Origin of the sequence: Paenibacillus xylanexedens, assembly GCF_017874615.1 — a bacterium.
GTDB lineage: Bacteria > Bacillota > Bacilli > Paenibacillales > Paenibacillaceae > Paenibacillus > Paenibacillus xylanexedens.
Window position 1 is genome coordinate 105,650 of record NZ_JAGIKV010000017.1, and the last position, 26,945, is coordinate 132,594.

Below are 26,945 nucleotides of genomic sequence, written 5' to 3' on the forward strand. Positions count from 1 at the left end.
CACTCGCCGACTAACTACAACTATACGGAGAGATGATGTTCAAACTGCGACATATCCAGTTCTTGCGGTGTCCCATGCAGGGTTATGGTTCCTTTGTCCATGATATAGATGTAATCTGCGGCACTTCGTACAAAATCGATACTCTGCTCTACCAGCAGAACCGAGAGGTTCCCCTTTGCCTTGAGCTGCAAAATAACCTGCCGAATGTCCTCCACGATAGAAGGCTGAATGCCTTCTGTCGGCTCATCAAGTAGCAACAACCCCGGACGCGAAGCCAATGCCCGGGCGAATGCCAACTGTTGCTGCTGTCCACCACTCAGATCCCCGCCCTGCCGTCCATACATCGTAGCAAGCACTGGGAACATCGCCAGTACATCCTCCGGGAACGTTTTTACTCCCGGCGCACTTGTCTCCAGACCGAGCAATAAGTTTTCTTTCACCGTAAGCTGCGGGAAAATCTCCCGCCCCTGCGGTACATAACCAATCCCTGCCCTTGCCCGCTTGGCTGTGTCCAAGGTGGATAACTCCTGATTTTGCCACTGAATACTGCCCTTGCGTGTTTTGAGCAGCCCCATTAATGTTTTCATCAACGTTGTTTTCCCTACACCGTTACGGCCCATCAGACACACCACCTGTCCAGGCTGTACATCCAGGTTCACACCACGAAGCACATTGCTTTCCCCGTAGCCGGATTCAATTCGTTGCAGCGACAGCATGGTCATCCCTCCTTTTGCCCAGATACACTTCGGCCACTTTCGGGTCTGCCTGTACCTCCGCCATCGTACCTTCCTTCAGCAGTTTCCCTTCATGCATCACCGTTACCTTGGCTGCGAACTCTCGCACAAACTCCATATCATGCTCCACCACCACAACCGAGCGTTCACGCGCAATCTCTTGCAGAAGTCGCCCGGTCTTGTGTGTTTCTTCATCCGTCATGCCTGCGGCTGGTTCGTCCAGCAACAACACACGTGGCTCCTGCAGAAGCAACATGCCAATCTCCAGCCACTGCTTCTCCCCATGTGATAACGCTCCTGCACGAGCATCAACGCGATCTTGCAGACCAATCTGGAGGGTAACATGCTCCATAGCAGCACTCATTTTCCCATATCGACGAATACCGATGGCTTGCAAAGGGGAACGGCGAGTCTCCGCCGCCAGCGTCAGATTCTCCTGCACCGTCAGACCTGCAAAGATCGATGGCGCCTGGAATTTGCGTCCCACACCTTTGCGAACAATCTGGTGCTCCTTCAATCGTGTTAATTCCGTGCCATCCGCCATCTTCACCGAGCCGGACATGGGTTTTGTTTTGCCGCATATCACATCCAGCATCGTTGTTTTCCCAGCACCATTGGGTCCGATTAGAAAATGCAAGTCATGTTCATGCAACTTCAGATTCATGCCTTTGACAGCAACGAACCCACCAAAAGCCACCGTAATATCCTCGGCTACCAACACCGCTGATTCCTCAGTAGACTTTAGGTTTTTCCCGAGTGACTTGGACATGCGCACTCTCTCCTCTCCGCTTCAGCAAGCGAACGACATGACGATACACACCTATAATTCCGTTTGGCATGAACAAAACGACCGTTACAAAGAGCCCACCCATGACGAACAGCCACCCTTCGGGATAAGCCTCGCTTATGCCTGTTTTGGCTGCATTCAGCACCACCGCTCCGATGACCGCTCCAATAAGCGTACCGCGACCACCCAATGCAACCCACAAGACCATCTCAATGGAGGGCACAATCCCCATCATCGATGGCGAGATAATACCCACCTGAAGAACAAACAACATGCCCGCGATGCCTGCAAGCGCACCGGAAAAAGCAAAAGCCAGCGTTTTATATCCTGCCGGATCATATCCGAGGAATCGCACCCGATTCTCTCCATCACGCGCAGCTTCGAGCACTTGACCGAACCGACTGTTCACCATTCGACGACAGAGCATATAAGCGATCACCAGAACAGCAAGCGTTATATAGTAGAGAGCAATCGTCGTTCCAGCGGAATGAAGTGTAAAACCAAAGATTGAATTATATCCGGTGATGCCATTTGTTCCACCCGTCCATTCCTGTTTACCAACAAAGAGTGTTACCGTAATAAGAACCAAGGCCTGAGTCAGGATGGTAAAATAAACACCGGTGATCCGGTTACGGAACGTAAACCACCCCAGGGCAAAGGCAAGCAATGCCGGAAGGGCTATCCCCAATAACAGCGCCACCGGGAAAGAGCGAAAGGGTTCCCAGAACCACGGCAGACCACTGAGACCACTCCATCCCATGAAGTCAGGAAGCGTTGCTCCACTGGCCTGAAGCTTCAGATACATCGCCATCGCGTACCCACCCAGACCAAAGAACACCCCATGCCCAAGACTCAACACACCCCCATATCCCCAGATCAGATCGAGACCGATGGCCAGGATTGCTAGCGCCAAAAACTTGGCTAACAGACTCAGACGAAACTCCGTGGAGATTAGTGGAGCAAGACACATCATGATCAGCACAACCGCCCAGATAATCCTCATTTTCAGACTGCCGGTCTTGAGTAAAGCGGACATGAACTAACCCCCTTTTTCACGTTAATCGAGACTCCGTGTACGCATCGCGACCAATCCGCGTGGTTTCCATTGCAGGAAAGCAACGATACATACAAACACAAGCACCTTGCCAATGGAGGCCGAGGTATAGGTTTCGAACAGCGTGTTGAACATACCAATCCCCAATGCACCACACACGGTTCCAACCAATTTTCCCACACCACCCAAAACAACCACCATGAACGCATCCACAATATAATACGTACCAAGCGAAGGACCAATCGGACCAATGAGCGTTAATGCACAGCCAGCAATTCCGGCAATGCCCGAACCAATCGCAAAGGTCATGCCATCCACCCGCCGGGTCGAAATCCCAAGACACCCCGCCATGCTCCGATTCTGCATTACAGCCCTCATTCGTCTTCCGGAAGATGTTCGATAGATATAGAGATACATACACAGCAGCACCACCGCAACCAGTGCGATAATGAAAATTCGTTTATACGGAAATACAATACCATCCGAGATCGCCAATCCCCCATTGAGCCAAGCCGGACTGGATACTCCCACATTGGGTGCTCCGAATATTGTACGGGCCAGTTGTTGCAGCATCATGCCTACACCCCATGTCGCCAGCAAACTGTCCAGCGGCCTGCCATATAGATGCCGGATCAGCACCACTTCAAGCAACCAGCCAATCAGAGCCGCTACAATGAACGCAATCGGTAGAGCCACAACAAAGTAGGCACCAAACCACGCCGCTGGAGCATAGGACATAAACAGATTTTGTGTTACATACGTTGCATATGCACCGATCATGATCAGTTCACCGTGAGCCATATTGATGACATTCATCAGCCCAAACGTTACTGCAAGCCCCAATGCAATCAACAACAGAATTGAACTGATACTCAGACCGTTGAACATCTGCAGGATAAACATATCCATCGCTATCCCCTCCTCCATACCGTGACTCTCGATATTTCACATGAATTCAATTAGCGGCAGTAACATTTTTGATATTACAGTAACGCTTTACCGCGATACGTTAAGAGGATGTGTTGTCACACCCTCGTTTATGTTTCGGCTGCTTTGAAGCGAGTTACCTGTTTTATTGCGAGGTTTCTATGTTATTTAGCGCTGAGGGAAGCTCCCCATTCATACGTTTTCAGATAAGGGTCCGGCTTGACAGGCTCACCAGAATTCCACAATTCCTTGAACTGCCCATCTTCCTGCACCTCACCGATCCGTACGGTTTTGTAGATATGCTGATTCTCTCCATCCACGGTTACCTTACCTTCCGGAGCATCAAACTCCAGACCCTTGGCAGCTGCCTTCACCTTCTCTACGTCGGTTGATCCTGCTTTTTCCACCGCCGCTTTCCAGAGATAAACCGCCACATATCCCGCTTCAATCGGATCAGCTGTCACTCGATCAGCACCGTATTTTTCTTTATACTTGGCAACAAATGTAGCATTTTCAGGTGTATCGGTTGTCTGATAATAATTCCACGAAGTCAGATGCCCCTTCAATACGTCTGCGCCAATACCACGGATTTCTTCCTCCGCCACACTTACCGAGAGGGTTGTCATCTGATCCGAGGAGATTCCGGCATCCTTCAATTGTTTGAAGAAAGCCACATTGCTATCTCCGTTCAGCGTATTGTATACAATATCCGGCTTCGCAGCCTTGATTTTGCTTATGATGGTACTGTAATCGGTATGGCCCAGCGGTGTGTATTCTTCACCCACCACTTCGCCGCCCTCTGCTGCGAGTTGTGCCTTAATGACCTGATTGGCCGTTTTTGGGAATACATAATCTGAACCGAGCAGATAAAACGTCTTGCCCCTGTTCTCCAGTAACCAGGTTACAGATGGAACGATCTGCTGATTCGTGGTTGCTCCTGTATAAAAAATGTTTGGCGATGATTCCAATCCTTCATATTGCACCGGATAAAACAATAGACCTTTGTTCTGTTCGAACACCGGGAGCATCGCCTTCCGACTCGCAGAGGTCCATCCTCCAAATACAGCAGCGACCTTATCCTGTTGCAGTAACTTCCCAGCCTTCTCCGCAAAAGTAGGCCAATCCGAAGCGCCATCCTCAATTACAGGCTCGATCTGTTTACCCAAAACTCCGCCCGCGGCGTTAATCTCTTCAATGGCAAGCATCTCCGCATCTTTAACAGATACCTCACTGATCGCCATCGTTCCACTGAGAGAGTGAAGAATGCCAACTTTAATCGGTTCACCGGATGCAGCCGGCTCTCCTGCACCACCTGAACCCGAAGCTTCAGGTGGCGCAACGCCCTCCACACATCCTGTCATCACAATGACCACACCGAGCAAAATACTCCATAACTTGACCGACCTCTTCTTCAATAGCCTACACTCCCTTTTTTTAGTCTATTGACGAACATTAAGGTCATTTGCGTCCGAAATGTTCGTTGATCCAAATTATGGAGGGTCACACTCTTCATGTCAATATAGCTTACATAATTTTATTTCATGCCTACTCGTTTCATGCATACTGCTAATAAGCCTTGAAGCTTATTGACAAAGAAATCACCCTGTGTGAGTATATTTAACATATAACTTGATTCATGAACATATCAGACACTATAAGCGAAAGGTCGGATTGCCTTGCACTGGACTGAGCAGGAAAAAGAAAAACTCCTGATTACCGTGGCCGCTAACCTCGCCCGTGAACGAAGAGCACGCGGACTCAAGTTGAATGTTCCCGAAGCCATCGCCTTGTTGACCTCCGAACTGATGGAACGAGCACGGGATGGAATGAGTGTTGCCGAATTAATGAGATACGGAGGCACCATCCTGACACGTGAAGACTGTATGGATGGTGTTCCCGATATGATTCCTGAAGTACAGATAGAAGCCACATTTCCTGACGGTACAAAACTGGTTACTGTACATGAACCTATACGCTGAGAAAGGCAGGAGAAAACATGATTCCTGGTGAATACCGTTTGAAGCCAGATGACGACATCATCTGTCATCCGGATCGTTTAACCCTACGACTCCTTGTCCTTAACCGCGGCGACCGCCCCGTCCAAGTCGGCTCTCACGTTCACTTCTATGAAGTTAATGCAGCACTGGACTTTGATCGCACGTCAGCTTTTGGACATCGCCTACACATTCCGGCAGGCACCGCAGTCCGCTTCGAACCCGGTGAAGAGAAACCAGTCGAACTCACGACCTTTGGCGGCAAACGCCAGATTCACGGATTCAACGGATTAACCGAAGGCTCTGCGGATCAAGCTCCTGATCCACTGAAACTGGAGGCATTCCTGAAGACGTTCTCTCCTCCCATACCAGATGGAGGTGAACCTTCATGAAACGAATGAGCCGCGAACAGTACGCTTCGATGTTTGGACCGACAACCGGCGATGCCGTAAGACTTGCAGATACCGAACTATGGGCAGAGATTGAACATGATTATGCCGTATACGGAGATGAGAGCAAGTTCGGGGGCGGCAAAGTTATCCGCGACGGAATGGGCCAGTCTACTACTGCTCTGCGAAGTGACGGCACTCCTGATACTGTTATCACCAACGCTATCATTATCGATCATTGGGGCATTGTAAAAGCGGATATCGGCATTCGAGATGGTCACATCTGCGCCATTGGCAAATCCGGTAACCCAGATACAATGGATGGTGTTCATCCCGCACTAGTTATCGGTGCTTCCACCGAAATCATCGCTGGTGAAGGCATGATTGTAACTGCTGGCGGCATTGATACCCATATTCATTTCATCTGCCCACAGCAGATTCAGACTGCGTTATCCTCCGGGGTCACAACCATGATCGGCGGCGGAACAGGACCTGCAACAGGAACCAAAGCCACCACCTGCACACCAGGAGCCTGGCACATCCACCGGATGCTGGAGTCCGCAGAAGCTTTTCCCATGAACATCGGTTACCTTGGCAAAGGCAACAGTTCCAGCACCGCACCTTTAATTGAACAGATTGAAGCGGGTGCAATCGGCCTGAAGCTGCATGAGGATTGGGGCACCACCCCTAGTGCTATCGATGCCTGCCTGACTGCCGCCGGGGAACATGATGTTCAAGTCGCTATCCATACCGATACATTGAACGAAACCGGATTTCTCGAAAACACCCTGGCTGCGATCAACGGCCGGACGATCCACACGTACCATACGGAAGGCGCTGGTGGCGGACACGCACCGGATATTATCCGGGCCGCTGGGGAGTCCTACGTTATCCCCTCATCAACCAACCCAACACGACCGTACACACGCAACACTGTAGAAGAGCATCTCGATATGTTGATGGTGTGTCACCATCTGGACCCTTCCATCCCGGAAGATGTAGCTTTTGCCGATTCGCGGATTCGTCCCGAAACAATCGCAGCCGAAGACATTTTGCATGATCTTGGCGTGTTCAGCATCATCAGTTCCGATTCACAGGCCATGGGCCGAGTGGGCGAAGTCATTATCCGCACCTGGCAGACAGCCGACAAAATGAAAAAACAGCGTGGCAAACTTGAGCTCAACCCGAATTCTCCCTCCGATAACGATCGGATCAAGCGATATGTCGCCAAGTACACTATCAATCCAGCTATCGCTCACGGAATCGGTCATCTCGTCGGTTCGGTGGGAGTTGGAAAGCTGGCAGATCTAATCATATGGAAACCGGCTTACTTCGGTGTTAAACCCGAGATTGTCATCAAGGGTGGCATGATTACATTTGCCCAGATGGGTGATCCCAATGCGTCCATCCCGACACCTCAGCCGGTATTTGGCAGACCGATGTTTGGAGCCTATGGTAGCGCCATTGCCAGCGGATCGATCACCTTTGTCTCCCAAGCCGCAGCAGATGCGGGGATCAAAGAGTCATTGGGCCTGAAAAAGCGGGTTGAACCCGTTAAAGGCTGCCGCTCGGTCAGCAAAAAAGACATGATTCACAACGACGTCACCCCCGTTATTGAAGTCGATCCCGAAACCTATGAGGTGCGCGCCGACGGCGAGCTTCTCACCTGTGAACCCGCAGACGAGCTGCCTATGGCACAGCGGTACTTTATGTTTTGATAGGAATACGGATTAGCTGATAAGGGGGCACTCATGATGAATAGTGGCACGAAGCTACTTCGTTATGTTCAGCTGCTGGATTCGGCCCTGCCCATCGGCGGCTTCTCCCATTCCTTCGGTCTGGAAGCTTACACGCATGATGGCACCGTGCGGAATACCGCGCAGCTTGAACAGTTTATTCGCAGCCAGCTTCATTCCAGTCTCGTGCGACTAGATGGTCTTGCCATCAAAGGCGTCTATCAAGCGATAAAACAGCAAGATGCCGCTCTACTTGCCCTGTATGACAAACGTGTGCACGCCCAGCGCTCCCCTCGGGAACTCAGGGAGAGCGGCCACAAAATGGGAAAGCGACTACTCAAGCTCGCCCGTTCACTCTATCCATGGATGGACTTTTCCCTAATTGATGAGGCCATACAGGAATACGGCGCGTATTGTGGCATCACGACCATTCACGGTTATATCAACTATCAATTGGAGATTGGATTGGATGAAGCCGTTACCGGGCATCTGTATACCTCAGTGAACGCTTATGTAAACAGCGCACTTCGCCTGCTGCCCATCGGACAAACGGAAGCGCAGATGTTGATTCAGAAACTGCTTGATGTTATCGAAGCGGAATGGGCTCTCATTCGGGAAAATGACCCGGAAGATATGCACAGCTTCGGAATCGCCCAGGAAATCTACGCCATGCGGCACGAGACCTTACCCGCGCGGCTGTTCATGTCTTAACTACAACTTTTATCTAACCAAGGAGGAATTGTTATGTGTGGAGGAGCTAATCATACGCATCATCCGGAGTGGGAACGTAAGACATTTGATCGGAGTCGTCCGATGCGAATTGGAATTGGTGGACCGGTAGGTTCAGGTAAAACAGCCCTTGTGGAGAAGCTGTCCAAGGCACTGCGTACACGTTATAGCCTTGCTGTCATCACGAATGACATTTATACCAAGGAAGATGCCGAGATTTTGCTGCGTCAGAACGCATTGGCACCAGAGCGTATTATCGGTGTAGAGACTGGCGGATGCCCACACACCGCTATTCGTGAGGATGCCTCCATGAATTTCGAAGCGGTTGACGAATTGATTGAACGCTTCCCGGATCTGCAACTGATCTTCATCGAGAGTGGCGGCGACAATCTCTCCGCTGCATTCAGTCCGGAACTCGCTGATGTGTTCATCTACATTATCGACGTTGCCCAAGGGGAGAAACTTCCTCGCAAAGGCGGTCCCGGCATCACGCGTTCAGATCTGCTGTTAATCAACAAAACCGACCTCGCCCCTTATGTTGGAGCAAGCCTGGAAGTTATGAAAAATGATACCGAACGGGTACGCGAAGGCCGCCCTTTTGTCATGTCTAATCTAATGAGCGGTGAAGGTGTATCCGAGATTGTCCACTGGCTTGAACATCAATACATGGATGACGATGCTTCCGCTGCACATCTGCATTCACACAGCCATGAACATGGCACTCACTCGCATTAATTCATCTTCTGTCCCCACGGGAACAGAGATAAATAGGAATGAAAGTGCAGGTGCACCCGTCACACGCCGCAGTGAGCTTCGGGCCACCTTTGCCTTTCAAGGCGACCGGACGGTCATGACTGATCGTTATTACAGCGCACCACTCCGGTTTAGCCGATCCTTTCGACCTCCCGGAGGCGGAACCGAATTATGTGTGTACACGTCAGACGTCTCGCCCGGAGTCCTTAACGGGGATCATTATCATTCCGAGTGGGAGTTAGGTGAAGGCACCCATGTCATGCTGAGCAGCACATCTGCTACCCGACTTCATCCTACACCTTCCATTCCTTCATCCGTTAATCATCACTTTCGGTTGGGGAAAGGGGCCACGCTGGAATACTTTCCTGAATGCGTCATTCCCTTCAAGGGAAGTTCTTCTTCGCTCGCTGTAACCTTCGAGCTGGAAGAACAGGCAATCCTGGCCTATGCAGATATCTGGTCTGCCGGACGGATTCATCGGGGAGAAGCGTTCCAATTCGAGCGTTACCGCAGCTTGACGGAGATATGGCAAGGTGAACAACTGGCTGTCTGGGATCGATTCGGACTCGAACCGGATACCGATGATCCCAGACACTCAGCGTCTCTCCTTCACTACACACATACCGCTGCGTTATGGATGATTGCCCCCGGGCTTGGTAATGCGGAGTTGGAGCAAGTCAGATCTGTGCTGCCACCAGATGGACGAATGCTCGCAGGTGCAAGTTTACTGGCATCCGGTGGCATCGGTGTTCGACTCCTTGGCATGGCAGCCTGGGAACTTCAGGAGCAGTGTCTTCATATCTGGAACACACTCCGCCCCCATCTGCTGGGCAAAGAAACTCTTGTCTTTCGTAAATAAGGGCATCAAGCATAGTTAACACCAAAAAACCTCTGAACTGTCTCCGAGTGTGTTCGGATTAGTCCAGAGGTTTTTGCACATTCAGTCCATGGATGCTGCTCATATCACTTACGCTTCGTTTTCCTCAGAATTGTTATCTGATTTGTTCTCAGGTTTATAGCGATAGTCGCCTGCATCCTTGCTTTCCTTGGATTTACGGTAACGGGTGAACTCAATATATTCGCTGATAAAAGACTGTTCCACAGTCGATAATTCACTTTCTTGGCAATTCAATTGCCGCAAAACGTCAAAAAAATAATCCTCCCGTTTTTCCCGAACCATCGCTTCCTTCGATGGACGCCCAATCATGAGCCAGTCAAGGCTCACATCAAAAAACGAAGCAATCTCAATTAACTTATTCGTACTCGGAATAGACTTGCCACGTTTCCAGTCACCCAGATTGCCTGTGCTAATCTTCAGCTGTTGACAGAAAGCCTTCTTGGTCATTCCTCGTTCGGCAATCAGGTGTTCAATTCGCTCATAGATCGACTGCATACAAGAACCGCCTTCCAACCGTAATAATCAACTCATCTGCTTGAATTATACCACATTATTCCTGAATGCTCAGCCTTTATATACCTGGAACAGGATGAGGTATATCGTATAACACAAAGATAGACTCCCATGAATGATCATAGAAGTCTATCTTATATTGTTGCTGTGATGCGGTCGAGAGGACTCGAACCTCCACGGGTATACACCCACTACCCCCTCAAGATAGCGTGTCTGCCATTCCACCACGACCGCATATTCAATTGTAAAAATGGTGAGCCATGAAGGGCTCGAACCTTCGACACCCTGATTAAAAGTCAGGTGCTCTACCAACTGAGCTAATGGCTCTTGCTGTAAACTTCACCGGATGTGCCATGCTTCATTCTTGTCTATAAGAGCAATGACTTTGAGGATTACTCATCGAAAATGTAGATCTCATGAGGTGGTGAAGATATGACCCGTAGGGGATTCGAACCCCTGTTACCTCCGTGAAAGGGAGGTGTCTTAACCCCTTGACCAACGGGCCTTAATAACAAGTTGTCTTTCTTGGCGACAAGAATGAGTATACCACAGGACAATTTGAACTTGCAATACTTTTTTTGAAATTTATTTTTCAAGCCTTTTTGTCCATTGCATACTGCTCTTTAGAGCCCCGTTATTAGCCACCTCCCGTTCATGCCAATGTCATCCCCGTGCAGGAATAATGTAAACCATCCATCAAAACACTTATAAAAACTTACGTTCACTTATAATATTGCAAATCACATTAAGAATACTTATAATTAAAGTATCAGTATAAGTACGGTCATCCATACACTCGGAGGTGACATGTTTGTTTCAAGAAGAACGAATGCAGCTCATTGTTGAACATCTACGCAAACACAATCGCATCTCAGCCGATGATATTGTCGCCTTGTTTGATGTATCACGGGATACTGCACGCAGGGATCTGATTAAGCTTGAGGAACAGGATGCCATTATCCGAACACGTGGCGGCGCGATTCTCCCCCCTCCTCCGCAAGAATTCAGATCCTACAAAGACCGTTTACTCGATGTATCTGAGGAAAAGAGGGCCATCGGCAAACTCGCTGCGGCCATTGTAAGACAAGGCGAGATCATTATTCTGGACTCTTCCACGACTGTGCAAGCCTGTGCCGAGAACTTAAACGGCAAATCCTGTACCATCATTACTAATTCGATTCATTCCGCTGATCTTCTCTCCAATCACACTGCTGTCCAGATTCGTTTGCTCGGAGGCAAAGTAGATAAGGAACAACGTTATGTCTACGGTACCTCTGTTATCGAGACCCTCTCCCACTATTATGTAGATAAAGCCTTTATCGGAATTGGCGGTATCACCATGGATGGCTTCAGTGCTTCCGAAGAGGAAGGGAAAATTAAACACCAAATGATGAAAGCTGCCAAGAAAGTTGTTGTTCTTGCAGATCAATCCAAGTTTGATAGACGTTATGGTTATCGTTTTGCCGACTGGTCGTTGGTGGATGTATTGATTACGGATCAATGGCCAACCAAAGAATGGCTTGTTTTTCTAGCCGAACAACAGGTTGAGATTCTCATTCCTGAACCTACAGATGATAAGGAGTTGTAAATATATGAAATTATTTGCCACAGATTTAGATGGAACTTTGTTGAACATAGATAGCCAGATTAGCCCGGAGAATGCCGCAGCCATCCAACAGGCCCAGCAATCCGGTATGAAAGTTACCATCGCAACAGGACGTGTCTATTCCGATGTTGTGACCATCAGCCGCGAAGGCGGAATCAAAACCCCAATCATCGGCTCCAACGGAGCGACAATTCATGATGCAGACGGTGAACGTTTATTCCATCTTCCGCTCGAGCGTGACACAGCAGCTTCCGTCATGCAGTGGCTGGAAGATCATGATGTCTATTATGAGGCTTCAACGCAACAAGGCATCTATGCCCCGCGTAGCAGTCATGAGACCTTGCTCGCCGAGATGGAACGTGTTCTTGGTTCAAACCCTGGTGAGGACATTGCACGCATGATTCGCTCCATCAAGAAACACTATGACAAAAAAGACTACCACCGCGTAAACAGCCATCTCGAAATTCCGGCAGAAGCCTACATCTATAATATTATGGCCTTCTCCATGAATCCGGACAAAGTAAAGACAGGACGAGAATACTTCGCTTCCCGATCCGATGTCGCTATGGTTGTATCCTTTGAGCATAACTTCGAAATGCAGCACCCGGACGTATCCAAAGGTAATGCCCTCACCAAACTGGCGGCTCACCTGAACATCTCCATGGAAGATACAGTAGCGATCGGCGATAACTTCAACGATGTCTCCATGTTAAAAATGGCAGGACTCGGCATCGCCATGGGTAATGGCGAACCCGAAATCCAGGCATTAGCCAAAGCCATAACGCTGACCAATGTGGAGCATGGTGTTGCCCATGCCATCGAGTGCCTGCTCGAAGGTAAACCAGTGTCCCGTCCAGAAACGATTGTCGGAGAAGGTCAGTAATCGAACCCATACTGAATTAAGCACTGAACCTGCATGGTCACCTGTTGATCCATGCAGGTTCTCTTCATTTTAACTCCGCAGATCGAACGTGAGGCACGTCCTGTAACAAAATAATCAGTTGCTCGCCCCGGTATGAACCCGGTAGTTGCAACGTGAACTCAAGCATAGTCTCTTCCATGGAGTCTGTGCTTGTTTGCTGTTCAGTCTTAAATCCGATGACTGAGATCTTCTCCTGTCCCAGCAGTGCCAAAACAGTCTTCAGGGCCTCTCCCTCATTTTGCAGATGGATGGTTAACGTCTCTGTTCGGGCGGATACCAGCCAGCGTGTGGGTCTATGCAGTAACATCTGTGCCACGACAATAAGCAGTGTCACACCTGCACCCGTCCAATACAGACCTGAACCCACAGCAAGTCCCATGCCTGCCGTAGCCCATATGCCAGCCGCTGTGGTCAATCCCCTGACCGTGTGCCGCTGTGTGAAGATCATGCCCGCTCCAATGAACCCCACACCACTAACGACTTGTGCAGCGATCCTTGAAGGGTCAAGAGACAGATTGTCCCAGCCAGCCTGATCCTGGAATCCGTATTTCGATACAATCATCATCAGGGCAGCACCAACGGCGACCACAAAATGAGTACGGATTCCCGCTTCTTTCATTCGGTTCTTGCGCTCATATCCGATTAGCACACCACATATTCCAGCTATGAGTACACGCATCAAATATTCCACTTCCATGCACATCACCTCTTTCATTATGTATATGCTTACATGAGTCTATCTTTACTATTACCCAATCTTTACATGACTAATAAAGAACTTCTACTCAGGTCAATTCTCTGCCCGGAAATTTTCCCCTTGTCTCTTGCCCAATCCGAAATAATGTCTGAAATTATATATCAGCGGATGCCATTCCTCTGGATTAATTTTGTTCGGTCCAGATATTAGTCTTGTGTGCGCGTGCACCTTCAACGCTTTCACTTCAACAATCGCCATGAACGGTGTATGTTCGGGAATACGTATGTGTTGTACAGCCGCTTCAATCTGGAGCGGACATTCAACTATTTTATCTGGTGCCACCTGAACCGAGCATTCGGATGTCAGTCCAGCTACAGTGAATTTATTAGGACAATATTCATAGCCCATCTTCCTTTTCTCCTCAGGAACCGGGGTAACTCCCGTATAACGACCCAATGCCTCAACCTGTTTCCACATGGTCGCATCCGGCAGATTAATTACACACTCCGGGTGTCGACTCAGATTTTCATAGGCTTTGCCTTGTGTACCTAGACCGAGAACCAGACAATCCCCCAGTGCCCAAGACGAGGATAATGGTGACAGGTTGGTTGATCCATCCTCATTTAATGTGCTTAGCAGCACTACAGGCGTACCATAATATAAAATACTGGGATTAATCGTCTCATGTTGAATCACTTCTGGACTCGCGGACAACTGCTCTGTAGCAAAGTCCTGTTTCGTTATCTTTTTCATCCTGTACCTCTCCTGTTCCCATTCCAATAATTTATAAGCTCAATCTGACCCATATGGGACGATACAACTCGATTGTAATACAGTAATAGTTCAGGTATGATCGAAGTATGAATGTATATCCGAATATTACTGTTATTGCGTCGTTAATCGCTGATCCAAGCCGCGCTATTTTTCTGTCAGCCTTACTGGATGGCCGTGCGTTGCCCGCAGGAGAGCTTGCTCATATGGCAAGTGTCACTCCCCAGACGGCAAGCAGCCATCTAGCTAAACTCGTAGAGGGAGGATTACTCGAAGTTGAACAACAAGGACGCCATCGATACTACCGTCTTGCAAACAAAGAAATTGCTAATCTGATTGAAAGCATGGCCAGTATTGCCCCGCCTGTACAGATCCGCTCTCTCAAACAATCCGATCAGCTTCAACAACTGAGTCATGCACGGACCTGTTATGGTCATCTGGCCGGGAAATTGGGAATCTCGCTCTGTGAAGCCTTAGTACAGAAGGGTTATCTTGCAGAGCCCGAAGAGGCACACAGCAAGGATTATCAAGTTACAGAGGAAGGAAGGCAGTGGTTCACTACGTTTGGAATTGAACTTCAGATGAAGCCGGGATCACGCCGTGCCATCGCTCGCAAATGTCTGGATTGGAGCGAACGCCGTCATCATCTCTCAGGTATGCTTGGGGAACAACTCAGACATCGATTGTCGGAACTGGACTGGATTCGTCAAAAAACAGGAAGTCGCTCTGTCGAAGTAACGGAAGCAGGCAAGAAAGGTTTATACGAGATGTTGAGCATTTCACTTTAAGCATAAGCGTATACGAGGGATAACCAAAGATCAGTAAACGCAAAAAATCCCCTTCACACTGACCGTTAACCGGTCTAATGTGAAGGGGATTTTTTGTGCAATCAGAACGGAGAAAGAGGAGTACTCTCACTTCGTTCGAGACTGCGAAGTATTGCTAACGAAGCTTATGCTCCGACGAACCTTTAGGGTTCTCATCCCTTTGCAGAGAAGTTTAATTCAGAACGGAGAGAGAGGGATTCGAACCCTCGCACCGCTTACGCAGTCTAACCCCTTAGCAGAGGGTCCCCTTATAGCCACTTGGGTATCTCTCCAAGAAATGGCTCCCCGAACAGGGCTCGAACCTGTGACAACTCGATTAACAGTCGAGTGCTCTACCAACTGAGCTATCAGGGAAAATTAACTTGAATAAGATTAATCTATCATGATTAATAATCCAAGTCAACAGACCTGTCAATATTTCCTAATTGTATTGCTTTCTTCCTCTCAGAAGGAAGAGGTCATCGCCAGTTGGGTAGTATTTTGGATCATGTCCCTGTCTGCTCGTGGAAGGCAAACACTTACTTTGAATACGTCTCCGTCCACTTGTATTCCCATAGAACCTTCATGCAATTCTACAATGCTTCTGGCGATGGACAAGCCTAGACCTGAGCCCTCCGTTGAACGGGAACGGTCCCCACGCTTAAAACGTTCAAAAATCTCATCCGATGAGAACTCCATCTCGTATGCGGATACATTTTTGATCGTAAACTCCATTTGATTTCCTTGTTCGATCAGTTCAATATAGACCCTGGATTGGGGCAGACCATATTTCAAAACGTTTCCCAACATATTCTCCATAACACGCCACATCCGGCTGCCGTCCACCATTGCGTATATAGGCTCAGTCTCCTCTCGAATCCTTATCTGTAACTCTGCCTGCTCGAACGAATCACTATATTCTGCTACAGCCTGTCGAAGTAACTCCCCCATGTCTATCTGTTTTAAATGAAGTTCCACATCTCCGCTCGCCATTTTCGCTGCTTCAAATAAGTCCTCCACCAACAAACACAGACGCTGCGTTTTCCGCTCCAGAACTTGAATGTATCCAGCCTTCTCCTCCTCTGTGCCCTCATCGCGCTTAAGCAGATCGATATAACTAACCAAAGAGGTTACAGGTGTTTTCAGATCATGAGAAACGTTAGCGATCAACTCGGATTTCATACGCTGGCTCGTAACCTGTTCTTTCATTGCATTCTGGAGCCCTTGTCTCATTCCGCTCATCTGTGTCACCAATGGTTGCATTATGCCTGTTACATGCTCTGGGAACTGCACATTGAACCTGCCTTCTCCCATTTCCTTAGCCGCTTGCGTAAGTTGCTGCGCCACATGAATCAGTTGAAACATACTATATACCAAGAAAACACTAATCAGAACTGTCAAAAACACAAATGGAGTGACCATTGAAGACTTAATGGACGCGAGAGAAATAACCGCTAATTGCATAAGACATTGCACCATACATAATAAGATTAAACGCTGAATTCTTTTTTTGTCAGTCGCCTCGCCTTGCTCCAAAATCTTTTTCACCAAACTGTACCATTTCCATACCCATATCTCGTTTCGTATTGGCCTATGGCTGGATATATTCCCGATATACCGGACAGCCCCCCTTACATGCACACCAACAAACCACACTCCGAGACCAGCGATGAACATGCCTATAAAATAAACAAAAATATCATTTATCCATCGACGAGTGAAAAAGTAAGGAGTTATCCCATAATCTGAAGTCACCCCGTTTAGTACTTTTAACAGTAGAAAGGACCCTATACATAAGGTAATAAAATGTGCATCCAAGGAAAGTTTCTCACTCCACCAGATTGTCACCTTCCGATATTTGCTATTCTCAGGCAAAGGAATACGATTCGCAGTCACAAGTAACGCCGTACCAATGACTAAGAGCAGGATCAAAGGTATAACACCAGATACATTCCAATCTTTATAAATGAATCGCATCTCATACCTCAATGATGCAAGCTTCATAAACACCAGTGTAAAACAAATCATTGCTGCTATCCGAACTCCGTAAGCCAGCATATTATTCTTCCAGTTTGTAACCAATACCCCACACCACCTTTATATATTTGGGTTCTCTGGGATTAAATTCAATCTTCTCACGGATTCTGCGGATGTGAACAGCGACTGTATTCTCCGGCTGAAAGGCAGGCTCTTTCCATACACGTTCATAAATTTCATCAATAGCAAATATCCGGCCCTTATTCTCCATAAAAAGCCTAAGTATATGAAATTCGGTAGGCGTCAGCCTAACATCTTCTCCTTCCAAGGTCATTGTTTTCTTCTGTTTGTTATATACTAGGCCACGAACCTGAATCTCGTGTTCTGCGTCTTCGGAACTTTGATTTATCTGCGCACCCAGGCCGGTGAAGCGTCGTAACTGGGACTTTACCCTTGCCATAAGTTCCAATGGGTTGAATGGCTTGGCTATGTAATCATCCGCACCGATGTTCAAACCCACAATTTTATCATAATCCTCTGTTCTGGCAGATAACATAATGATCGGAACATTACAGGTTTCACGAATTTCAAGTGTCGTCTGCAGTCCATCCAATCCAGGCATCATAATATCCATAATAATGAGCTGAACAGAATGGGCTTGGAGCTTTTGCAATGCCTCTTCCCCATCCGACGCCTTGTAAACCCCGATTCCTTCACTACGCAAATATATTTCAATCGCATTGCTGATATCGGGATCATCATCAACAACCAATACACTGTGGGCCTTCAAAGGGGCACTCCTCCTTTTCTTTTAAACTGGATTATGTGGACTGATGAACAGTTTACATCAGATAAATGACAGGAAATCCAACAAAAGATTTACAAATTTCTTAAGATCCATCCGCACTATACTCCAAAAAAAAATTACTATATGTCGTGAAGGCTCAGCTTTCCCGAGCAACGACCACAACGGTAACGCTTCGGATCTATTTTCCGCTTGCGCAAATATTCCGTACCACAGCTCTTGCACACCAGCTTATAACGATATGGCAGCGGCTTTCTGCCTTTGCCGTCAGGAAGTGATTGGCAGTAACGCGAGCCGCCAACCTTCTGCAATAAAGCCTTGAATTCCGGATCACGATGCTGATAGCCGCGCCCACGAATATGCAGATGATAGTGACACAGCTCATGCTTGATGATTTTCTCAACCTCATCTCGCCCATAGGCTTCGAGTTGATGCGGATTGATCTCAATCCGGTGACTTTTCAGCATATAACGCCCCCCCGTCGTGGTCAGGCGACTGTTAAACAACGCTTCATGGGTGAACGGCACTCCGAAATGATCCAGTGATACCTGTTCAATCCATTGTTGCAATTCCTCATTTTCCATCGATATCCTCTCCTTGCACCCCCTCGGAGCATTTGTTTTTCCGGTATAATACTTGAATTTTAACCGTTTCGTAGGCTACACTGTCAAGTAGAATGTATGAGGGGAGATTATTACTCGTTATGCCTACAATGCGCTATGTCATCCTGCAGCAGGAACAACACTTGCAGTTCGTGGAAATGCCCGCAGATTACGCCTATCAACTCAGTGCGCTCAACCTGCGCCTGCACAAGGAAATTGATAAACTCACTGCAGCAGATGTCCCTGTCCTGCCTTGGGCGATCGCCGAATGTGACAGCCTCGATCTCCTAAACGAAAATCTTACTATCATCGGCGGCCTTGATTATATCAATGCGCTTGAAGAATCTTTTGCAGCACTACGTGAAAGCCATTATCCTTTGATTTCTCTGCTTACCGAAATCCGGGCTCTTCAGGCCCAATTGGAACAATGGTATGAAGAAGAGATGGAAGCTCTCTAATTCACCGCTGGTATCATTTTATAATGATGAGAACGAAAAGCACATTTCCCTGAATTGGGATTTGTGCTTTTTTTGAGTGAACCAGATTGATTTGCTGGAGGCCTCCACTTATCCCGCACAGTCCAGGCTATTGCCACATATGCTAACGTACAGATGAATTATGCAAGAGGAGGAGATACCCTTGCCTCAATGGCTTTGCAATCAACTGATGCGTGCATTTCACAAAAAGGACAGCCGGCAAATCAAGTTGCTGAACGAATGCTGGTTCTTTTATCGTAACAAACCAGCAAATGGCACACCACGCAGCGCGGAGAACGAACTTTAAGAGGTTGTTCATAAAAGTCTGCTTTGGATTACGAAAGATGGCCTTTTGAACACGCACTTTAGAAAATGCACATATTGCCCACCGTACTTACTAGAGGAATTAGAACGGACAACGGGACTATTACTGTCGACAACAAACAGCCTTCCTGGTTAGGGAAGGCTGTTCTCCAATCCTACTATTTAAGAAGGCTGTTGCGCAGAAGCAGGCTTCTTCATCGTAAGGCCAACACGGCCTTTTTTGGTATCCACACTCATAACCCAGACCGTTACATTATCCCCGACAGACACAACGTCCATCGGATGTTTAACATACCCGTTGCTGAGCTGTGAAATATGGACAAGCCCATCACTCTTAATCCCAATATCAACAAAGGCACCAAAATCAATAACGTTCCGAACCGTACCTTGCAGCTCCATGCCTTCCACCAGATCCTCAATTTTCAATACATCTGTACGGAAGATTGGCAACGGCATTTCTTCACGCGGGTCACGACCCGGGCGCTGCAAGCTGTCCAGAATGTCACGCAATGTAGGCACACCTACGTCCAGTTTCACGGCCAATTGTTCTGGCTGTTGCTCTGACAGTAATACCGACAGTTCCTTGCTGCCCAGCTTGTCCAGTGCAACCTGAAGCTCCTTGAACAGCTGATCCACTACCTTGTAAGACTCAGGGTGAATCGGTGTACGATCCAATGGATTCTCACCTTCACCAATACGCATAAATCCTACGCACTGCTCATAAGTCTTCGCACCCAGACGTGGCACCTTCTGAAGCTGACGGCGGTTCGTAAACCGGCCATTTTCTTCGCGGTACTTCACGATGTTTTTGGCAATCGTAGCATTAACTCCGGCAACGTATGACAGCAACGAAGGTGAAGCCGTATTCACGTCCACACCCACATGGTTAACTGCGGATTCCACGACAGCCTTCAGGCTTTCTTCCAGAATCTTCTGGGATACGTCATGCTGATATTGACCCACACCAATGGCTTTTGGATCAATCTTAACCAACTCCGCCAGCGGGTCTTGTACACGACGTGCAATGGAAGCTGCACTACGCTCGGCAACATCCAGATCCGGGAACTCTTCCTGGGCCAGTTTGGATGCAGAATATACACTCGCGCCTGCTTCGTTAACAATCAGATACACAAGACTTTCATCACCGTTCTCCTGAATGATCTCGGCAACAAACTGCTCCGTCTCACGTGATCCGGTACCATTACCAATGACGATCAGTCCGATATCATATTGCTTGATCATGCGATGGAATACTTCGGCAGCTTCACGTTTCTTGTTGTGTGGTGGCGTTGGGTAAGTCACAGCCACTTCCAGCAGTTTGCCCGTATCATCTACTACAGCCAGTTTACAACCGGTACGATAGGCCGGATCGACACCCAGCACACGTTTGCCATGAATCGGCGGTTGAAGCAACAGGTTACGCAGATTGGCCGAGAATACCGATATGGCCTGATTTTCACCTTTTTCCGTAAGTTCTCCACGAACTTCACGCTCGATGGAAGGCGCAATCAGCCGCTTGTATGCATCTTCAATCACATCACGCAGGATATCCTGCACGGCAGAAGCACCACGAATGATCTGTCCTTCCATATGGCGATGGGCCGGTTCTGCCTGTACGTCCAAGCCGACTTTCAGAATACTCTCACGTTCACCGCGATTAATTGCGAGAATACGGTGTGGAGGCATTTTTTTGGCTAATTCGCGGTAATCATAATAATTCTCGTACACGGACTCCTCTTGAGCATCCTTCGCTTCTGAAGTCAGCATCCCGTGATCCAAGGTGTACCGACGAATCCAGGCACGAATGGCAGCATCGTCTGCGATATTCTCCGCGAGAATGTCTTTGGCTCCCTGAAGCGCCGACTCCGCATCTTCTACACCCAGTTCAGCATTGATATATTTCGCAGCTTCCTGGAGTACATCTCCTTGTTTCGGTTGACCCCAGATCCATACAGCAAGGGGCTCAAGACCTTTTTCCTTGGCCACACTGGCACGCGTTTTCCGCTTCTGACGGTAGGGTCGATACAAGTCTTCCACTTCCTGCAGCTTCACAGCTTGCGTAATGGATTGCTTCAGTTCTCCGGTCAGTTTGCCCTGTTCCTCTATAATACGGATGACTTCCAATTTGCGATCCTCAAGATTGCGCAGATAAACAATGCGTTCTTCAATCGATCGCAGCTGGTTCTCATCCAGCTCTCCAGTCATTTCTTTACGGTAGCGGGCGATAAATGGAATCGTATTGCCTTCGTCCAGAAGCTCCGACGTTGTGCGGACCTGCTTCAAGGACAGTGACAGTTCCTTGGCTACCTGTTTGATGATTCGTTCATGGCGTTCTGCCTTTATTGTTTCTTCATTGGGTTCCAGAACCGTTTCCTGTTCAGACAAAATAAATCCCTCTTTCCTTCCTGAATCGTTCGTTACAATCATTTCAGGGCAGCTCTGCTGCTGTAATTACAGTATAGTTGAACCATTTGTTTCTTCCACTCTACCCTATATTATCACAGAATCACGTCCAGATTTCCATCAATCCGCAAGCATACAAGTTCTGACAGAATGATGTCATCCTCCAGCCTTCCCCTTTGCAGCAAAAAAAGACCGAAAAACGTCATCACGACGCTTCTCGGTCTTTCCGTTTAGAACTTTATATCCATTTGTAATCTATACGCGTTCAAAGCGGAACAGTTCGCTCAGATAGTCTCCTGATGTGCTGCCTACCGAAATACCGCCATACATTAAGGCATCGCCGGTAAAGGTCTCCGATCCGCCTTTCAGACGGTAATCCGCATTAGGGTCCAATCCTTTCAGCTTCAGGCGCTGAAGTGGCGCATTAGGCTCAGAGAGCACGCGGAAGTAAAATACAACCGCTTCGCTTCCATCTGGTGCAATAAACATCCACGCTGTCTCATTGCCTTCAAACGGACTGAGCAAACGACGGAATGTTCCATATTGAACCGTTCCACGAATCTCCTTGTACAGCTCAACCTGGGCTTTCACGATGTCGTTCTCTTCCTCCGTGAATTTTGTCAGGTCCAGCTCGTACCCGAAGTTGCCCGACATCGCAACATGTCCCCGAATCTCAAGCGAAGTGATCCGGTTGACCTGATGATTCGGTACCGCTGAGATATGCGATCCCATCGAACTTACCGGGTACACAAGACTCGTACCGTATTGAATCCGCAAGCGGGATATTGCATCCGTGTTATCACTTGTCCACGTCTGTGGCATGTAATACAGCATACCTGGATCGAAGCGGCCACCACCACCTGAACAACTCTCGAACAGAATGTTCGGGAACGCCGAAGTGATTCGTTCCATAACATCATACAGTCCGAGCATGTAACGATGCGCTGTCTCACGCTGTCTATCTGCCGGAAGCAATGCAGAACCCACTTCCGTCATATTGCGGTTCATGTCCCATTTCACATAAGTGATTGGTGCAGAACCAAGTACGTCTGTTAACATGCGCACAATCTCATCACGTACATCCTGACGAGAGAAGTCGAGTACCAGTTGTTGACGCCCTTCTGTCCGGCGACGATCAGGCACATGCAGACACCAGTCTGGATGCGCTCGGTAGAGCTCACTGTCTGGTGAGATCATCTCAGGCTCAAACCACAATCCGAACTGCATATCCAGACCTGTTACTCGGTTAGCCAGATCATCCAGTCCCTGTGGCAATTTGTTCTTATCTACAATCCAGTCGCCCAGCGAGGAGTTGTCACTGTCCCGGTGTCCAAACCAGCCATCATCCAAGACAAACAGCTCAATACCCAGCTTCTGTCCAGCGCGAGCGATCTGTTCAATCTTGTCTGCATCGAAACCAAAGTAAGTCGCTTCCCAGTTATTGACCAACACCGGACGCTCCGCATTGCGGAATTTGCCGCGTGCCAGACGCTCCCGATACAATTCGTGGTAGGACTGTGACATGCCGTCCAAACCTGCAGCCGAATATACCATAACCGTCTCAGGTGTCTGGAATGCTTCCTGTGGCTCCAACTTCCAGCTGAACTCAAACGGGTTGATCCCGAGCGATACACGGGTGGTGTGGAACTGATCCACTTCAGCCTGTGCGGTGAAGCTACCGCTATAGACGAGACTGAATCCGTAAACTTCACCTTGGTCTTCATCCGTGCCTGGTGTCATCAGCGCAATAAATGGATTCTGCTGGTGACTGCTTGAACCGCGACGACTCTCAATCCCTTGCAGGCCTGACGCAAGCGGTCTGCGAACGATATCACGTTCCCGTGTCCATGCACCTGACAATTGCAACAATTCATAATCCGCATGCGGGAAATCAACAGAAGAACTGAGCGCACGCGCCACATTCACTGAGGTAGCGCTCTCATTAACGATACGCATGGAGCGTGTAATTGCATTAAATGCCGTAAAGGCTGTATAAGAAAGCTCGATTTTGATGCCTGCAACGCGGTCTTCCAACTCAATAACCAGCGTCTCTGCTTCTTCATCGGATTCAACATACGTTGCTGGCAGTCCGGTAAGCGCTGCCTTTCCTTTGATCAATCGATGACCTGTATACGTAAACTCCGAAACCGTCGAGCCATTCTCAAGTTCCAGTTGGATAGCCGGATTACGGAAATCACTTGTGCCATACACGGGTAGTTCCACTGCCAATGTATCAAATGAAATTGTACGGTCCTCTGGTACCGGGTTCGGACTGAAAGATGCTCGTTCTGTACGAACATGCAACCAGCTCAGATCGGTGTCGCGTAATTTTTTGCCATAATACAAATGCACCAAATATCCTGAAGGCAGTACCTGAAATACGTAACTGGCCTCGCGGGTCTGTAAATGAAACTGAAGTTTCTCTTGATTGATGTAAATGCTCATATGTCTCCTCCAACTCTATATATAGGTCTTTCGGGTAAACGGTTTCTCAGGTTTCATTATAGCGAAAAGATCGCCAATGTTCTACGCTTTCATCAAGCTTTAATCAAAAGAGCGCATAACAGCCCGAAGGATGTCATACGCTCTTTTGGTTACAATCTGAATTCAGTGTGTTCCCTTACAGGAACATCCATTGCCAACGGACGGCAGGGCAGCGTACAAGACGCTGGTTGCTGCCTTAAAAATCGATTAAACCAAGGCTGATCTGTAAGGCTTCATTGACCAATTTCATGGTCTCCTCGTCCAGATGGGTAATCTTGTCAGTCAGCCTCTGTTTATCAATCGTCCGTATTTGTTCGAGCAAAATAACCGAGTCCCGGTCAAAGCCGTGTGCCGCCGCATCAATTTCAACATGCGTTGGCAGCTTTGCCTTCTGGATTTGGGCGGTGATAGCCGCCACAATACAAGTTGGACTGAACCGGTTGCCGATATCATTCTGGATCACCAGAACCGGCCTGACTCCACCTTGCTCGGAACCGACAACGGGAGAAAGATCCGCAAAAAAAACGTCACCACGTTTTACGATCAATGTCTACACCCCGCTAACTAAGCGGTCCAGAGTGCTGTCCGCATCTTCCTCCGCATGAAAGGCTTCGGATGCCATGGTCAGATTAATTTTCGCCATCTCCATGTACCCTCGCTGCATCGTTTCACGGATGTAACGTTTCTTACGCTCCGTTAAATACAGCTTCATAGCCTGCCTAATCAATTCGCTGCGGTTGGAATTCTCCAGCGCTACGATGCCATCCACTTCCTGCAAAAGATAATCAGGTAAACTGATCATGATCCGCTTGGTGTTCTGCAAGTTGGCCACCTTTCTTCCACCCCCACAAACCTTTCGCCATTGTGAACCAGTATTACGTTTTCCCAGAACTTTTATACAAAGGAATATATATGCCCCGAGTATATCAAGTATGCTGTACTCCATTATAAACACGGGGAACAATATTCGTACAGACCAAACATCTCAATTCAGGAATTAAATCCTTACTGTCATACATAATTCGAGATGCTCCGACAGTTTTCCTTCTGTTCTGAAAAAAAGTTTATTGGGAATGACGTCCAGTTTACCTGTCAGGATGTCAAAAGTGGATTGATTCTGGCGACTACTGCTCCCCCACGGGTATATACCCGTGGAATGCGGTGCGCCATCATGCAGATCACCTCATAAGCAATCGTACCGAGCTGGGATGCCACCTCGTCTGCGGTTATTACGCCACCAGACTGATGACCGATGAGGACAACCTCTTCGCCGACTTGAATTTCTTCCGCCTCTTCCGCGAAAGATTGTAACGACACCATACACTGATCCATGCAGATCGTACCGACAACAGGGACGCGACGGCCGCGTACAAGCACTTGTGCTTTACCTGTCAGCATTCTGGAGAATCCGTCTGCATATCCGAGCGGCAGTGTCGCTATTCGTTCGTAACCTTGCGTAAAATAACGGGTTCCGTAACTGATCCCCCAATGGGGTGGCAGTGTTTTGACCAGAACCGCTTTTGTCTTCAGCGTCAATACTGGGGACAGCTTCACCACCTGATGATTCACCTCAGCCGAAGGATACAGTCCGTACAGGCTTATTCCCACACGTACCATATCATAGGACAATTCCGGTGTATCAATGGCAGCGGCGCTGTTCGCCGTATGTATAATCGGGATGACACACCCCTGATCCCTGAGCGCATGAACCACGCTTTGGAACCGTCTATACTGCTCCAGTGTATAGGTTTTGTCTTCTTCATCTGCTCTGGCAAAATGGGTAAACATGCCTTCCAGCATCACCTGATTAAGCGAAGCTACTTCCTGAATGAAAGCCAATGCCTCATCGCTAGGCAACAGACCTAATCGGCCCATGCCGCTGTCCATTTTAATATGAACCTTCAGTTGGTTAGCGAATGTGCTCGCATCCAGATGTCGAATGGCGTCAAGCACTTCCCTGCTGAACAGTGTGACGGTCACATCATGTTGCCATGCAACAGCGATCCCTTCAGGCGGCGTATATCCCAGTACCAGGATTGGAATCGTAATCCCATGTTGTCGCAGTTCCAGAGCTTCGTCAAGAAAAGCCACACTTAAGTAATCCACACCCACTCGTTCCAGTTCTCTAGCCGTCTCCACCGCTCCGTGTCCATAGGCATTGGCCTTCACACAGGCGAGGAATTTCATGCCCTGAGGCAATGCCTCGCGGAAAGCTTCTACGTTAGTACACAAATGATCCAAATTGATCTCCGCTTGGGTCGGCCGATATTGTCCTTGCACGTTAAGTCACCTTCTCTAATCATCTTAATCCGGGTCACGTCAGACTCCATCGTAATGCTCCAGCATGTGACTGTCAAATGAACCGAAGTTTCGCATTCAAAAACAGATGTAAGGTGCGCCGTTTGAGGAACAAATGCGAACATAGAAGAAGACCGATAAGCGAGATTGGCAGGGCAAAATTCCACTTTCCACCCCAGCAAAATCTGCTTATATCGATTATTTACCCGGTTCCCTCTGCGTAGAAGCGCATTTTGCATTATTGGGTGTATCGGGTAAGA

The 26,945-nt window shown here is 48.3% G+C and carries 27 protein-coding genes and 5 tRNA genes; 11 read left to right on the forward strand and 21 right to left on the reverse strand.

Features of this window, described 5'->3' with window-relative positions; genetic code table 11:
- Nucleotides 1–20 precede the first annotated feature (20 nt).
- The 5 genes from urtE to urtA all read right to left on the reverse strand — a co-directional run bounded on the left by urtE (nt 21) and on the right by urtA (nt 4,917).
- Nucleotides 21–716, reverse strand: a complete 696-nt coding sequence (gene urtE / locus J2Z28_RS20910; protein WP_076209466.1) for an urea ABC transporter ATP-binding subunit UrtE — start codon at nt 714–716, stop codon at nt 21–23.
- Entirely contained in the window at nt 694–1,503 is an 810-nt protein-coding gene (gene urtD, locus J2Z28_RS20915) for an urea ABC transporter ATP-binding protein UrtD (protein WP_101314094.1), read from the reverse strand. The genes urtE and urtD overlap by 23 nt, the downstream gene beginning before the upstream one ends.
- The gene (gene urtC, locus J2Z28_RS20920) at nt 1,466–2,557 is read right to left on the reverse strand and encodes an urea ABC transporter permease subunit UrtC (RefSeq protein WP_211084136.1); all 1,092 of its coding nucleotides are present in this window, start codon (nt 2,555–2,557) and stop codon (nt 1,466–1,468) included. The genes urtD and urtC overlap by 38 nt, the downstream gene beginning before the upstream one ends.
- A gap of 21 nt (nt 2,558–2,578) precedes the next feature.
- Nucleotides 2,579–3,484, reverse strand: coding sequence for an urea ABC transporter permease subunit UrtB (gene urtB / locus J2Z28_RS20925; protein WP_036610830.1), 906 nt, complete (start codon nt 3,482–3,484; stop codon nt 2,579–2,581).
- A gap of 182 nt (nt 3,485–3,666) precedes the next feature.
- On the reverse strand, nt 3,667–4,917 hold the full coding sequence (urtA, locus tag J2Z28_RS20930) for an urea ABC transporter substrate-binding protein (protein ID WP_211084137.1): 1,251 nt from the start codon (nt 4,915–4,917) through the stop codon (nt 3,667–3,669).
- 261 nt (nt 4,918–5,178) lie between these two features.
- Here urtA and J2Z28_RS20935 point away from each other — a divergent pair, with 261 nt between their 5' ends.
- From J2Z28_RS20935 to J2Z28_RS20960, 6 genes are read left to right on the forward strand one after another with little or no spacing between them, the layout of a single operon-like run.
- Nucleotides 5,179–5,481, forward strand: a complete 303-nt coding sequence (locus J2Z28_RS20935; protein WP_211084138.1) for an urease subunit gamma — start codon at nt 5,179–5,181, stop codon at nt 5,479–5,481.
- A gap of 17 nt (nt 5,482–5,498) precedes the next feature.
- Nucleotides 5,499–5,888 carry an urease subunit beta gene (locus J2Z28_RS20940; protein ID WP_211084139.1) on the forward strand — a complete coding sequence of 130 codons (390 nt, stop codon included), beginning with the start codon at nt 5,499–5,501 and terminating at the stop codon, nt 5,886–5,888.
- Nucleotides 5,885–7,603 (forward strand): urease subunit alpha, encoded by a 1,719-nt coding sequence (ureC, locus tag J2Z28_RS20945; RefSeq protein WP_211084140.1) that lies wholly within the window; start codon nt 5,885–5,887, stop codon nt 7,601–7,603. The genes J2Z28_RS20940 and ureC overlap by 4 nt, the downstream gene beginning before the upstream one ends.
- A gap of 33 nt (nt 7,604–7,636) precedes the next feature.
- Entirely contained in the window at nt 7,637–8,332 is a 696-nt protein-coding gene (locus J2Z28_RS20950; RefSeq protein WP_211084141.1) for an urease accessory protein UreF, read from the forward strand.
- 33 nt (nt 8,333–8,365) lie between these two features.
- Complete coding sequence (gene ureG, locus J2Z28_RS20955; RefSeq protein ID WP_211084142.1) at nt 8,366–9,085, forward strand: urease accessory protein UreG; 720 nt, start codon at nt 8,366–8,368, stop codon at nt 9,083–9,085.
- Nucleotides 8,991–9,962 (forward strand): urease accessory protein UreD, encoded by a 972-nt coding sequence (locus tag J2Z28_RS20960; RefSeq protein WP_211084143.1) that lies wholly within the window; start codon nt 8,991–8,993, stop codon nt 9,960–9,962. Before ureG ends, J2Z28_RS20960 begins: the two co-directional genes overlap by 95 nt.
- Nucleotides 9,963–10,070: 108 nt before the next feature.
- On the opposite strand, the gene J2Z28_RS20965 is transcribed toward J2Z28_RS20960, so the two are convergent.
- The 4 genes from J2Z28_RS20965 to J2Z28_RS20980 form a co-directional block, all read right to left on the reverse strand.
- A complete protein-coding gene (locus tag J2Z28_RS20965; RefSeq protein ID WP_211084144.1) occupies nt 10,071–10,496 on the reverse strand; it encodes a helix-turn-helix domain-containing protein in 426 nt (141 codons plus the stop codon).
- Nucleotides 10,497–10,665: 169 nt separating this feature from the next.
- A tRNA-Leu gene (locus J2Z28_RS20970) sits at nt 10,666–10,748 on the reverse strand.
- Nucleotides 10,749–10,765: 17 nt separating this feature from the next.
- Nucleotides 10,766–10,841: transfer RNA gene (locus tag J2Z28_RS20975), tRNA-Lys, on the reverse strand.
- 106 nt (nt 10,842–10,947) lie between these two features.
- Nucleotides 10,948–11,019: transfer RNA gene (locus tag J2Z28_RS20980), tRNA-Glu, on the reverse strand.
- 306 nt (nt 11,020–11,325) lie between these two features.
- On the opposite strand from J2Z28_RS20980, the gene J2Z28_RS20985 reads away from it, so the two are divergent.
- Both J2Z28_RS20985 and J2Z28_RS20990 read left to right on the forward strand, forming a co-directional pair.
- Complete coding sequence (locus J2Z28_RS20985) at nt 11,326–12,102, forward strand: DeoR/GlpR family DNA-binding transcription regulator (RefSeq protein WP_211084145.1); 777 nt, start codon at nt 11,326–11,328, stop codon at nt 12,100–12,102.
- Nucleotides 12,103–12,106: 4 nt separating this feature from the next.
- Complete coding sequence (locus tag J2Z28_RS20990; protein WP_211084146.1) at nt 12,107–13,003, forward strand: Cof-type HAD-IIB family hydrolase; 897 nt, start codon at nt 12,107–12,109, stop codon at nt 13,001–13,003.
- 64 nt (nt 13,004–13,067) lie between these two features.
- Here the strand turns inward: J2Z28_RS20990 and J2Z28_RS20995 are convergent, their stop codons facing one another.
- Together J2Z28_RS20995 and J2Z28_RS21000 are read right to left on the reverse strand one after the other, a co-directional pair.
- Nucleotides 13,068–13,739, reverse strand: a complete 672-nt coding sequence (locus J2Z28_RS20995; RefSeq protein ID WP_211084147.1) for an MgtC/SapB family protein — start codon at nt 13,737–13,739, stop codon at nt 13,068–13,070.
- Between the two features lie 93 nt (nt 13,740–13,832).
- Nucleotides 13,833–14,492 (reverse strand): flavin reductase family protein, encoded by a 660-nt coding sequence (locus tag J2Z28_RS21000; protein ID WP_244988440.1) that lies wholly within the window; start codon nt 14,490–14,492, stop codon nt 13,833–13,835.
- A gap of 107 nt (nt 14,493–14,599) precedes the next feature.
- Between J2Z28_RS21000 and J2Z28_RS21005 the strand changes: the two genes are divergently transcribed.
- Entirely contained in the window at nt 14,600–15,298 is a 699-nt protein-coding gene (locus J2Z28_RS21005) for an ArsR/SmtB family transcription factor (protein ID WP_211084148.1), read from the forward strand.
- Nucleotides 15,299–15,520: 222 nt separating this feature from the next.
- On the opposite strand, the gene J2Z28_RS21010 is transcribed toward J2Z28_RS21005, so the two are convergent.
- The 5 genes from J2Z28_RS21010 to J2Z28_RS21030 form a co-directional block, all read right to left on the reverse strand.
- A tRNA-Ser gene (locus J2Z28_RS21010) sits at nt 15,521–15,609 on the reverse strand.
- 6 nt (nt 15,610–15,615) lie between these two features.
- A tRNA-Asn gene (locus J2Z28_RS21015) sits at nt 15,616–15,691 on the reverse strand.
- 90 nt (nt 15,692–15,781) lie between these two features.
- On the reverse strand, nt 15,782–17,398 hold the full coding sequence (locus J2Z28_RS21020) for a sensor histidine kinase (RefSeq protein WP_211084149.1): 1,617 nt from the start codon (nt 17,396–17,398) through the stop codon (nt 15,782–15,784).
- Entirely contained in the window at nt 17,376–18,083 is a 708-nt protein-coding gene (locus tag J2Z28_RS21025; RefSeq protein ID WP_211084150.1) for a response regulator transcription factor, read from the reverse strand. The genes J2Z28_RS21020 and J2Z28_RS21025 overlap by 23 nt, the downstream gene beginning before the upstream one ends.
- Nucleotides 18,084–18,220: 137 nt before the next feature.
- On the reverse strand, nt 18,221–18,682 hold the full coding sequence (locus J2Z28_RS21030) for a SprT family protein (protein ID WP_211084151.1): 462 nt from the start codon (nt 18,680–18,682) through the stop codon (nt 18,221–18,223).
- 119 nt (nt 18,683–18,801) lie between these two features.
- On the opposite strand from J2Z28_RS21030, the gene J2Z28_RS21035 reads away from it, so the two are divergent.
- Together J2Z28_RS21035 and cmpA are read left to right on the forward strand one after the other, a co-directional pair.
- Entirely contained in the window at nt 18,802–19,158 is a 357-nt protein-coding gene (locus tag J2Z28_RS21035) for a hydrolase/acyltransferase (RefSeq protein WP_105597708.1), read from the forward strand.
- Between the two features lie 181 nt (nt 19,159–19,339).
- Complete coding sequence (gene cmpA / locus J2Z28_RS21040; RefSeq protein ID WP_017690033.1) at nt 19,340–19,483, forward strand: cortex morphogenetic protein CmpA; 144 nt, start codon at nt 19,340–19,342, stop codon at nt 19,481–19,483.
- Between the two features lie 179 nt (nt 19,484–19,662).
- Here the strand turns inward: cmpA and J2Z28_RS21045 are convergent, their stop codons facing one another.
- From J2Z28_RS21045 to alr, 5 genes are all read right to left on the reverse strand, one after another.
- Complete coding sequence (locus tag J2Z28_RS21045; RefSeq protein ID WP_244988441.1) at nt 19,663–21,885, reverse strand: Tex family protein; 2,223 nt, start codon at nt 21,883–21,885, stop codon at nt 19,663–19,665.
- Between the two features lie 273 nt (nt 21,886–22,158).
- Complete coding sequence (locus tag J2Z28_RS21050; RefSeq protein ID WP_211084152.1) at nt 22,159–24,348, reverse strand: alpha-galactosidase; 2,190 nt, start codon at nt 24,346–24,348, stop codon at nt 22,159–22,161.
- A 235-nt stretch (nt 24,349–24,583) separates the two neighbouring features.
- A complete protein-coding gene (locus J2Z28_RS21055) occupies nt 24,584–24,934 on the reverse strand; it encodes a type II toxin-antitoxin system PemK/MazF family toxin (RefSeq protein ID WP_024630714.1) in 351 nt (116 codons plus the stop codon).
- Nucleotides 24,935–24,937: 3 nt separating this feature from the next.
- Nucleotides 24,938–25,219 (reverse strand): CopG family ribbon-helix-helix protein, encoded by a 282-nt coding sequence (locus J2Z28_RS21060; RefSeq protein ID WP_017690037.1) that lies wholly within the window; start codon nt 25,217–25,219, stop codon nt 24,938–24,940.
- Between the two features lie 260 nt (nt 25,220–25,479).
- Entirely contained in the window at nt 25,480–26,667 is a 1,188-nt protein-coding gene (alr, locus tag J2Z28_RS21065; protein WP_211084153.1) for an alanine racemase, read from the reverse strand.
- Nucleotides 26,668–26,945 lie beyond the last annotated feature (278 nt).

What these genes read in the sequence shown, in the direction of transcription:
- urtE (WP_076209466.1), bottom strand. Translation starts at nt 716, where the DNA reads ATGCTGTCGCTGCAACGAATTGAATCCGGCTACGGGGAAAGCAATGTG.
- urtD (WP_101314094.1), bottom strand. Translation starts at nt 1,503, where the DNA reads ATGTCCAAGTCACTCGGGAAAAACCTAAAGTCTACTGAGGAATCAGCG.
- urtC (WP_211084136.1), bottom strand. Translation starts at nt 2,557, where the DNA reads ATGTCCGCTTTACTCAAGACCGGCAGTCTGAAAATGAGGATTATCTGG.
- urtB (WP_036610830.1), bottom strand. Translation starts at nt 3,484, where the DNA reads ATGGATATGTTTATCCTGCAGATGTTCAACGGTCTGAGTATCAGTTCA.
- J2Z28_RS20940 (WP_211084139.1), top strand. Translation starts at nt 5,499, where the DNA reads ATGATTCCTGGTGAATACCGTTTGAAGCCAGATGACGACATCATCTGT.
- ureC (WP_211084140.1), top strand. Translation starts at nt 5,885, where the DNA reads ATGAAACGAATGAGCCGCGAACAGTACGCTTCGATGTTTGGACCGACA.
- J2Z28_RS20950 (WP_211084141.1), top strand. Translation starts at nt 7,637, where the DNA reads ATGATGAATAGTGGCACGAAGCTACTTCGTTATGTTCAGCTGCTGGAT.
- ureG (WP_211084142.1), top strand. Translation starts at nt 8,366, where the DNA reads ATGTGTGGAGGAGCTAATCATACGCATCATCCGGAGTGGGAACGTAAG.
- J2Z28_RS20965 (WP_211084144.1), bottom strand. Translation starts at nt 10,496, where the DNA reads ATGCAGTCGATCTATGAGCGAATTGAACACCTGATTGCCGAACGAGGA.
- J2Z28_RS20990 (WP_211084146.1), top strand. Translation starts at nt 12,107, where the DNA reads ATGAAATTATTTGCCACAGATTTAGATGGAACTTTGTTGAACATAGAT.
- J2Z28_RS20995 (WP_211084147.1), bottom strand. Translation starts at nt 13,739, where the DNA reads ATGGAAGTGGAATATTTGATGCGTGTACTCATAGCTGGAATATGTGGT.
- J2Z28_RS21000 (WP_244988440.1), bottom strand. Translation starts at nt 14,492, where the DNA reads ATGAAAAAGATAACGAAACAGGACTTTGCTACAGAGCAGTTGTCCGCG.
- J2Z28_RS21005 (WP_211084148.1), top strand. Translation starts at nt 14,600, where the DNA reads ATGAATGTATATCCGAATATTACTGTTATTGCGTCGTTAATCGCTGAT.
- J2Z28_RS21030 (WP_211084151.1), bottom strand. Translation starts at nt 18,682, where the DNA reads ATGGAAAATGAGGAATTGCAACAATGGATTGAACAGGTATCACTGGAT.
- J2Z28_RS21035 (WP_105597708.1), top strand. Translation starts at nt 18,802, where the DNA reads ATGCCTACAATGCGCTATGTCATCCTGCAGCAGGAACAACACTTGCAG.
- J2Z28_RS21050 (WP_211084152.1), bottom strand. Translation starts at nt 24,348, where the DNA reads ATGAGCATTTACATCAATCAAGAGAAACTTCAGTTTCATTTACAGACC.